Here is an 8246-nt window from a genome sequence, read left to right as displayed (position 1 = left end):
TACGCCGAGGTCGCGGAGCGGCTGGCGCAGACCTTCGGCGCGATGGATTGTCGGGCCACCACCAGCACCGGCGAGCCCGGGAAGTAGATCTCGCCGTCGGCGTAACCGGAGATGTCGCCGGTGAACCGGTAGTCGGCGAGCCAGTCGCGGGTAGCCTGGTCCACGACACCCCGATCGGCCAGGAACGCGATCGCCTGCTCGTCGAAGCGGAACCGCTCGAGCGCGTCGAGCAGCCGGTTCACGCCGGCCACCACGCCGTACCGGCGGCCGTCCGGCAGCCGGCGGGCGAACAGCTCGAAGACCGACCGGCGGTGCGCCGTGCCGTCGGCCAGGCTGGCCTGCAGCATGGTCAGCTCGTAATGGTCCGTGAGAAGCGCGGTCGAGTGCGTCGCTGCGTGAGTCACAAGGGCAGCCTATTGCGAACCACGAACCGATGATGGAGAGAATGGACCGGTGAGCACCGCACCCAGCGAACTCGAGAGCCCCGAGGTCGACGAGGCGATCGAGCTGAGCCCACCGTGGGTGACCATCGTCTGGAACGACCCGGTCAACCTGATGGACTACGTGACCTTCGTGTTCCAGACCTACTTCGGCTACTCCAAGCACAAGGCGGAGAAGCTGATGCTGCAGGTCCACCAGGAGGGCAAGTCGGCGGTGTCGAACGGAAACCGAGAGGCCATGGAACGCGACGTCGAAGCCATGCACTCCTACGGCCTGTGGGCCACCTGCGAGAAGTCGTGACGCGGTTCCGCAAGCGCCGCAAGACCGTCGTCGTCAGTTTCGCCGAGCACGAGGCGGACATCCTCGCGAACCTGCTCCGCAACCTGGTCGAGCTCCTGTACGACGGGATGCCGCCGCGCGCGACTGCCTCTGACGACCCGCTGGCCGCCATGCTCGGCGACAGTGACGGGCCGACGTCGCCGCCGGAGGACGTCGTACTGCAGCGGCTGCTGCCGGACGCGTACTCCGGGGACGACATGGCGTCGGCGGAGTTCCGCCGGTTCACCGAGCGCGGCCTGCGCGACGGCAAGATCACCGACGCCAAGCGGGTGCTGTCCGCCCTGGAGGAGTCCGGCGCCGACGAGATCGCGCTGGAGCCGGACGAGCAACTCTCCTGGCTCCGCGCCCTGAACGACCTGCGGCTGGCCATCGGCACCCGGCTGGACATCAAAGAAGAAGACGACTACGCCACCTGGGAAAAACTCCCCGACGACGACCCCCGCCGCCTCACCTACGACCTCTACGACTGGCTCGGCTACCTCCAGTCCGCCCTCCTCCACAACATGCGCTAAACGGACACCGCCTCCGCGCCTCGCCACTGGGGCACCTGAGCCAGGACGGTGGATATCCGCTGGTGTTGTGGGTTCTCCCCTGGTGTGGCAGGGGAGAAGGCGTGACCGGCGGGGTTATCCGTTCTGGTGGTGGCGGGCCGGGGAGCGGGGGCGCGGGCGCGTTTACGATCGGCGGGTGAGTTATCCGAGGACTGGTGGGCGGCTGAGTGGGGCTCCGGACTTTCCGGGGGTCGAGCGTGGGGTGCTCGAGTACTGGGAGGGGGACGGGACGTTTCAGGCGTCTGTGGAGGGGCGGGAGGCCGGAGACGACGGGGGGAACGAGTTCGTCTTTTATGACGGGCCGCCGTTTGCCAACGGGTTGCCGCATTACGGGCATCTGCTGACGGGGTATGTGAAGGACGTCGTGCCGCGGTACCAGACGATGCGGGGGCGGCGGGTCGAGCGGCGGTTCGGGTGGGACACGCACGGGTTGCCGGCTGAGTTGGAGGCGCAGCGGGTGCTCGGGCTGAAGACGAAGGCCGACATCCTCGAGCTCGGGATCGAGAAGTTCAACGAGGCCTGCCGCGCCTCGGTGCTCAAGTACACCGGCGAGTGGCGCAGCTACGTCACCCGGCAGGCCCGCTGGGTCGACTTCGACAACGACTACAAGACGCTCAACCGCGACTACATGGAGTCGGTGATCTGGGCGTTCAAGACGCTCCACGACAAGGGCCTGATCTACGAGGGCCTCCGGGTCCTGCCGTACTGCTGGAACGACGAGACCCCGCTGTCCAACCACGAGCTCCGGATGGACGACGACGTCTACCAGCCGCGCCAGGACCCGTCGGTGACCGTCGCGGTCGAGCTCGAGACCGGTGAACGCCTGCTCGCCTGGACCACCACGCCCTGGACCTTGCCGAGCAACCTCGCGATGGCGGTCGGCCCCGAGGTCGACTACGCCGTGGTCGAGGTGGACGGCCGGCCGTCGATCCTGGCCGAGGCCCGGCTGGCCGCCTACGGCTACACCGACGTGATCCGCCGGCTGAAGGGCTCGGAGCTGATCGGCCTGCGCTACACGCCCCTGTTCGACTTCTTCGCCGGCACCGCCAACGCGTTCCAGGTGATCGCCGCCGAGCACGTCACCACCGACGAGGGCACCGGCGTCGTCCACCTGGCTCCCGCGTACGGCGAGGAGGACCAGACCGCCTGTGAAGCGGTCGGGATCCCGACCGTGCTGACCGTGGACGACGGAGCCCGGTTCACTTCGGTCGTCCCGCCGTACCAGGGGATGCATGTCTTCGAGGCGAACCGGCCGATCATCCGGGACCTGCGGGCGTCCGGCGCGCTCGTCCGCGAGGACAGCTACGTGCACAGCTACCCGCACTGCTGGCGGTGCCGGAACCCGCTGATCTACAAGGCGGTGTCGAGCTGGTTCGTCGAGGTGACCCGGATCCGGGACCGGATGGTCGAGCTGAACGAGCAGATCACCTGGGTCCCCGAGCACGTCAAGCACGGCCAGTTCGGCAAGTGGCTGTCGAACGCGCGGGACTGGTCGATCAGCCGGAACCGGTTCTGGGGTTCGCCGATCCCGGTGTGGCGGTCGGACGATCCGGCGTACCCGCGGATCGACGTGTACGGGTCGATCGAGGAGCTCGAGCGGGACTTCGGGGTGCCGGTCACCGACCTGCACCGCCCGTACGTCGACCAGCTGACCAGGCCGAATCCGGACGACCCGACCGGGCGGTCCACGATGCGCCGGGTGCCCGACGTGCTGGACGTGTGGTTCGACTCGGGGTCGATGAGCTTCGCGCAGGTGCACTACCCGTTCGAGAACACCGCCTGGTTCGAGCACCACTTCCCCGGCGACTTCATCGTCGAGTACATCGGCCAGACGCGCGGCTGGTTCTACACGCTGCACGTGCTGTCGACCGCGTTGTTCGACCGGCCGGCGTTCTCGTCCTGCCTGAGCCACGGGATCGTGCTCGGCAACGACGGGCAGAAGATGAGCAAGTCGCTGCGCAACTACCCGGACGTGACCGAGGTGTTCGACCGGGACGGCGCGGACGCGATGCGGTGGTTCCTGATGTCCAGCCCGATCCTGCGCGGCGGCAACCTGGTCGTCACCGAGCAGGGCATCCGGGACGGCGTCCGGCAGGTGCTGATCCCGCTGTGGAACGCGTGGTACTTCTTCGCGCTGTACGCGAACGCGGCGGGCGCGTCGGGGTCCTGGTCGACCGCGTCCACCGACCTGCTGGACAGGTACCTGCTCGCGCGGCTGCGGATCTTCGTCGGTGAGGTCCAGGACCGGCTCGATCGGTACGACATCGCGTCCGCCTGCGACGCGGTGAACGACTACCTCGAGGTGCTGACGAACTGGTACATCCGGCGCTCCCGGGACCGGTTCTGGGCCGGCTCGGCGGACGCCATCGACACGCTGTACACGGCGCTCGAGGTGGTCTGCCGGACCGCGGCGCCGCTGCTTCCGCTGGTGTCCGAGGAGGTGTGGCGTGGTCTGACCGGTGGACGGTCGGTGCACCTGACCGACTGGCCCGCCGCTGCCGATCTGCCGGAGGACGCCGACTTGGTCGGGCGGATGGATCGGGTCCGGGAGATCTGCTCGGTTGCGTCCTCGATCCGCAAGACGGTGGGGATCCGGGCCCGGCAACCGCTGCAGCGGCTGACTGTCGCGGCCGCTGACGCCGACGAACTGGAGGCGCAGGCACCGATCATCAGGGCCGAGGTCAACGTTCGCGAGGTCGTGCTGACGTCCGCGGATGCGGCGGAGGCGCCGGTGTCGCAGCGGCTGACGGTCAACGCGCGGGCCGCCGGGCCGCGGCTCGGGCGGGACGTGCAGGCGGTTATCAAGGCTTCCAAGTCAGGTGACTGGTCGGTCTCCGCCGACGGTGCCGTGGTTGCCGGTGGCATCGAGCTGGCGGACGGCGAGTACACGCTGGAGACCACGCTGGCCGAAGGTGGGGCCGCGAGTGGCTTGCTGGCCGGCGGCGGCTTCGTCGTACTGGACACTGCGCTGACCCCGGAGTTGGAGGCTGAGGGTGTGGCGCGTGATGTGATCCGGTCGCTCCAGCAGGCGCGGCGGGATGCTGGGCTCGACGTCACCGATCGAGTGCGGTTCTCAGTGACCGCGCCGGCGGAGGTGGTCGGCGCGGTCGAGGTGCATCGGGAGCTGATCATGGGGGAGACGCTGGCGGTGGAGCTCGCGCTGGCGGAGGGTCCCGAGGTGCGGGTCGAGGTCACTCCCTAGGGTTGGGCCCATGGAGACGCGCAGGCTTGGTCGTACCGGTCGTGATGTGGGTGTGGTCGGGCTCGGCGCCTGGCAGCTGGGAGCCGATTGGGGGTCGGTCGGCGAGAGCGACGCGCTCGCCGTACTGCGGACCGCCATCGAGGGCGGGGTCACCTTCATCGACACGGCGGACGTGTACGGCGACGGACGCAGCGAGCGCCTGGTCGGGCAGGTGTTGAAGTCGTACGACGGCCTGACCGTGGCGACCAAGATGGGACGGCGGGTCGAGCAGGTGCCGTCGGCGTACAACCTGGAGGCGTTCCGTGCGTGGAACGACCGGTCCCGGCAGAACCTCGGCGTCGACACGATCGACCTGGTCCAGCTGCACTGCCCGCCGACGCCGGTCTACTCGACGGATGCGGTGTTCGACGCGCTCGACACCCTGGTGGACGAGGGGCGCCTGGCGTCGTACGGCGTGAGCGTCGAGACCTGCGCGGAGGCGCTGACCGCGATCGCCCGGCCGAACGTCGCGTCGGTCCAGATCATCCTGAACGCCTTCCGCCTGAAGCCGCTCGACGAGGTCCTGCCGGCCGCGCAGGAGGCCGGCGTCGGCATCATCGCCCGGGTCCCACTGGCCAGCGGGCTGCTGTCCGGGAAGTACGACGAGAACACCACCTTCTCGGCCGACGACCACCGCACGTACAACCGGCACGGCGAGGCGTTCGACGTCGGCGAGACCTTCTCCGGCGTCGACTTCAGCACCGGCCTGGAGGCCGTCCGCCGCCTGATGCCCTGGCTCCCCGCCGGCACCACGATGGCCCAGTTCGCCCTCCGCTGGATCCTCGACCAGCCCGGTGTGACCGTCGTCATCCCCGGCGCCCGCAACCCCGCCCAGGCAGCCGCCAACATCTCCGCCGCCACCCTCGCGCCGCTCACCGAAGACCAGCTCACCGCCGTCCGCGAGACCTACGACACCCTCATCCGCCCGCAGATCCACGACCGCTGGTAGTCCGCATAGTGGACCGACCGCCGGGTTGTCAGGCCCGGTCCGGCGGCCCCCTTACCGTGGTCTCGTGCTGATCATCGAGCGTGCGACCTACGACGCGATCGTCGCGCATGCGCGGCGGGACCATCCGGACGAGGCTTGTGGGGTGGTTGCGGGGCCGGCTGGGAGTGACCGGGCGGTGCGGTTCATTCCGATGCTCAACGCGGCCATGTCGCCGACGTTCTACGAGTTCGACTCGGGGGACCTGCTCCGGTTGTACAAGGAGATGGACGAGCGTGACGAGGAACCGGTGGTGATCTACCACTCGCACACCGCGACCGAGGCGTACCCGTCCCGCACGGACATCACCCTGGCCCAGGAGCCCGGCGCGCACTACGTGCTGGTGTCGACCCGGGACGGTGCGGAGTCCCCGGCGTACGACGGCCCGGTCGAGTTCCGGTCGTACCGGATCATCGACGGCGAGGTCGTGGAAGAAGAAGTACGCGTGGTTGGTTCCTATGAAGAGACCGAAGGAGAGAAATAGAGATGGCGATCGAACTGCGCGTCCCGACGATCCTGCGCACCTACACCGGCGGTGAGAAGGCAGTGAACGGCGACGGCGCCACCCTGGCCGAGCTGATCGACAACCTGGAAGGCACCCACCCGGGCCTGAAGGAGCGCATCGTCGAGGGCCAGCCGGAGGAGCTGCGCCGGTTCGTCAACGTGTACGTGAACGACGAGGACGTCCGCTTCACCGGCGGCCTGCAGACCGGTGTCAAGGACGGCGACGTGGTCGTCGTGCTGCCCGCGGTGGCCGGCGGCTGACCATGCGTTTCGACAGCCTGCTCGACTCGGTCGGGGGCACACCGCTGGTCGGGCTGCCCAAGCTGTCGCCGACGGCCGACGTCCGGCTGTGGGCCAAGCTCGAGGACCACAACCCGACCGGCTCGATCAAGGACCGGGCCGCACTGCGGATGCTGCTGGACGCCGAGAAGGACGGCCGGCTCCGGCAGGGCAACACGATCCTGGAGCCGACCTCGGGCAACACCGGGATCTCGCTGGCGATGGCGGCCAAGCTGCGCGGCTACCGGATGGTCTGCGTGATGCCGGAGAACACCTCCGAGGAGCGCCGGCAGATCCTGCGGATGTGGGGGGTCGAGATCATCTCCTCCCCGGCCGCGGGCGGCTCGAACGAGGCGGTCCGGGTGGCCAAGCAGGTCGCCGAGGAGCACCCGGACTGGGTGATGCTCTACCAGTACGGCAACCCGTCGAACGCGGCCGCGCACTACGACGGCACCGCGCGCGAGATCCTCGCCGACCTGCCGTCGGTGACGCACTTCGTGGCCGGGCTCGGCACCACCGGCACGCTGATGGGCGCGGGCCGGTTCTTCCGCGAGCACAAGCCCGGGGTGCGGATCGTCGCCGCCGAGCCCCGGTACGGCGAGCTCGTCTACGGACTGCGCAACCTCGACGAGGGCTTCGTCCCCGAGTTGTACGACGAGACGCTCATCGACGCCCGGTTCTCGGTCGGCCCGCGGGACGCCGTCCGCCGGGTCCGCGAGCTGCTCGACAACGAGGGCATCTTCGCCGGCATCTCGACCGGCGCGATCCTGCACGCCGCCCTCGGCCAGGCGGCCAAGTGCGTACGCGAGGGCGAGTCCGCCGACATCGCGTTCGTGGTCGCCGACGGCGGCTGGAAGTACCTGTCCACCGGCGCCTACGAAGGCACCATCGACGAGGCCGAAGACCGCCTCGAAGGCCAGCTCTGGGCCTGATTCCCACCCGCCTGGGACGTTCCGTCCCTGGGCGGCGGGACGCCGGGACGCCCAAGGTCGAGACATACCGTTTCGACCCTGGGAGGGGACCATGTCCACCACGAGCACGCAGGCTCCATCGCTCACCACCACCGAACGCCACCGACTCCGCCGAGCCGGCTGGCTGCTGATCGGATCGTCGTCGATCTCAACCTGCCGGGGATGGGTGGGATCGAGGTGATCCGCCGGCTCGGGATCAACGCCCCGCGGGTCGCGCAACTACGTGTCCAACGTGCTGACCAAGATCCGGGCCGCGGACCGCGCCGAGGCCGTCCTCCGCGCCCGGTCGGCCGGGCTCGGGGGTGGGTAGCCACCGGGTGGGCCGGCGGAGGAGCCCGTCCCGGTGCGGTGCCTGATTGTTGCCTTGGGCACCTGATGGTTACTGGGTCATGTGCTGCCTACGGTTGCTTGAAGAGGATCCTGCGTCCGATCCGGGGATGGACGCCGCGGCCCTTGCAGCTGGTGCAGGGACGCTGGGCGTAACTGAAGATGCTGCCGTGGTGCCGACCGGCGCCTTTGCAACGGTTGCACTTGGCGTTCGGGTGCAGCGACAGCGAGACGACGTACAGAGCGAACGCCGCCATGGCCAGCACCAGCATCGTCCCGGTCGGCCCGAGGGTCGCCAGGACATCCGCCATGGTGCTGTTGGTCTCCGCAGCCTGACCGGTGGCCTGCCCAGCGGCCGTGGCATTCTCCGGTTGCGGATTCGGTGCGGCGGTGGTGCTCAGCACCACCGCGACGTGGTGCGCCAGGTTCATGGCATCACGAGGGGCGGTCGAACAAACATCGCTCCAGAGTGGCGCGCATCACGCGAAAAGGCAATTCCGGAGAGTAAAGATGTGGACAAGTCCGGCGTGTCGTTTGATGACCTTAGGTAAGCCTGACTTCAGAACTGCCCGATCGCGGGTTTGTCCACAGGCGCGGCCGGGTGCGTG

At 69.0% G+C, this 8246-nt stretch carries 8 protein-coding genes and 1 pseudogene; 7 read left to right on the top strand and 2 right to left on the bottom strand.

What is annotated here, in order from left to right; all coding sequences use genetic code 11:
* Positions 1–347, bottom strand: a pseudogene (locus ACWCOV_RS01720) (hypothetical protein); the annotation flags it as partial.
* A 106-nt stretch (positions 348–453) separates the two neighbouring features.
* Here ACWCOV_RS01720 and clpS point away from each other — a divergent pair.
* The 7 genes from clpS to ACWCOV_RS01685 all read left to right on the top strand — a co-directional run bounded on the left by clpS (position 454) and on the right by ACWCOV_RS01685 (position 7272).
* A complete protein-coding gene (clpS, locus tag ACWCOV_RS01715) occupies positions 454–741 on the top strand; it encodes an ATP-dependent Clp protease adapter ClpS (protein WP_131361796.1) in 288 nt (95 codons plus the stop codon).
* Positions 738–1292, top strand: a complete 555-nt coding sequence (locus ACWCOV_RS01710; RefSeq protein WP_449827286.1) for a DUF2017 domain-containing protein — start codon at positions 738–740, stop codon at positions 1290–1292. Before clpS ends, ACWCOV_RS01710 begins: the two co-directional genes overlap by 4 nt.
* 175 nt (positions 1293–1467) lie before the next feature.
* A complete protein-coding gene (gene ileS, locus ACWCOV_RS01705) occupies positions 1468–4533 on the top strand; it encodes an isoleucine--tRNA ligase (protein WP_449827285.1) in 3066 nt (1021 codons plus the stop codon).
* 10 nt (positions 4534–4543) lie between these two features.
* Positions 4544–5521: an aldo/keto reductase gene (locus ACWCOV_RS01700; RefSeq protein ID WP_449827284.1), complete on the top strand. Its 978-nt coding sequence runs from the start codon at positions 4544–4546 to the stop codon at positions 5519–5521.
* A 64-nt stretch (positions 5522–5585) separates the two neighbouring features.
* Positions 5586–6041, top strand: a complete 456-nt coding sequence (locus ACWCOV_RS01695) for a Mov34/MPN/PAD-1 family protein (protein WP_449827283.1) — start codon at positions 5586–5588, stop codon at positions 6039–6041.
* A 2-nt stretch (positions 6042–6043) separates the two neighbouring features.
* The gene (locus ACWCOV_RS01690; protein ID WP_360528977.1) at positions 6044–6322 is read left to right on the top strand and encodes a MoaD/ThiS family protein; all 279 of its coding nucleotides are present in this window, start codon (positions 6044–6046) and stop codon (positions 6320–6322) included.
* A gap of 2 nt (positions 6323–6324) precedes the next feature.
* The gene (locus tag ACWCOV_RS01685; RefSeq protein ID WP_449827282.1) at positions 6325–7272 is read left to right on the top strand and encodes a PLP-dependent cysteine synthase family protein; all 948 of its coding nucleotides are present in this window, start codon (positions 6325–6327) and stop codon (positions 7270–7272) included.
* 437 nt (positions 7273–7709) lie between these two features.
* On the opposite strand, the gene ACWCOV_RS01680 is transcribed toward ACWCOV_RS01685, so the two are convergent.
* Positions 7710–8069: a hypothetical protein gene (locus tag ACWCOV_RS01680; protein ID WP_449827281.1), complete on the bottom strand. Its 360-nt coding sequence runs from the start codon at positions 8067–8069 to the stop codon at positions 7710–7712.
* Between the last annotated feature and the right edge of the window lie 177 nt (positions 8070–8246).

The organism is Kribbella sp. NPDC002412, assembly GCF_053592935.1.
The sequence above is the reverse complement of the archived record's forward strand: the minus strand, read 5'-3'. Positions and strand labels throughout refer to the sequence as shown.

Coding starts and splice junctions, on each gene's coding strand:
- ACWCOV_RS01680 (WP_449827281.1), bottom strand. CDS start 8,069: ATGAACCTGGCGCACCACGTCGCGGTGGTGCTGAGCACCACCGCCGCA.
- ACWCOV_RS01690 (WP_360528977.1), top strand. CDS start 6,044: ATGGCGATCGAACTGCGCGTCCCGACGATCCTGCGCACCTACACCGGC.
- ACWCOV_RS01700 (WP_449827284.1), top strand. CDS start 4,544: ATGGAGACGCGCAGGCTTGGTCGTACCGGTCGTGATGTGGGTGTGGTC.
- ACWCOV_RS01685 (WP_449827282.1), top strand. CDS start 6,325: ATGCGTTTCGACAGCCTGCTCGACTCGGTCGGGGGCACACCGCTGGTC.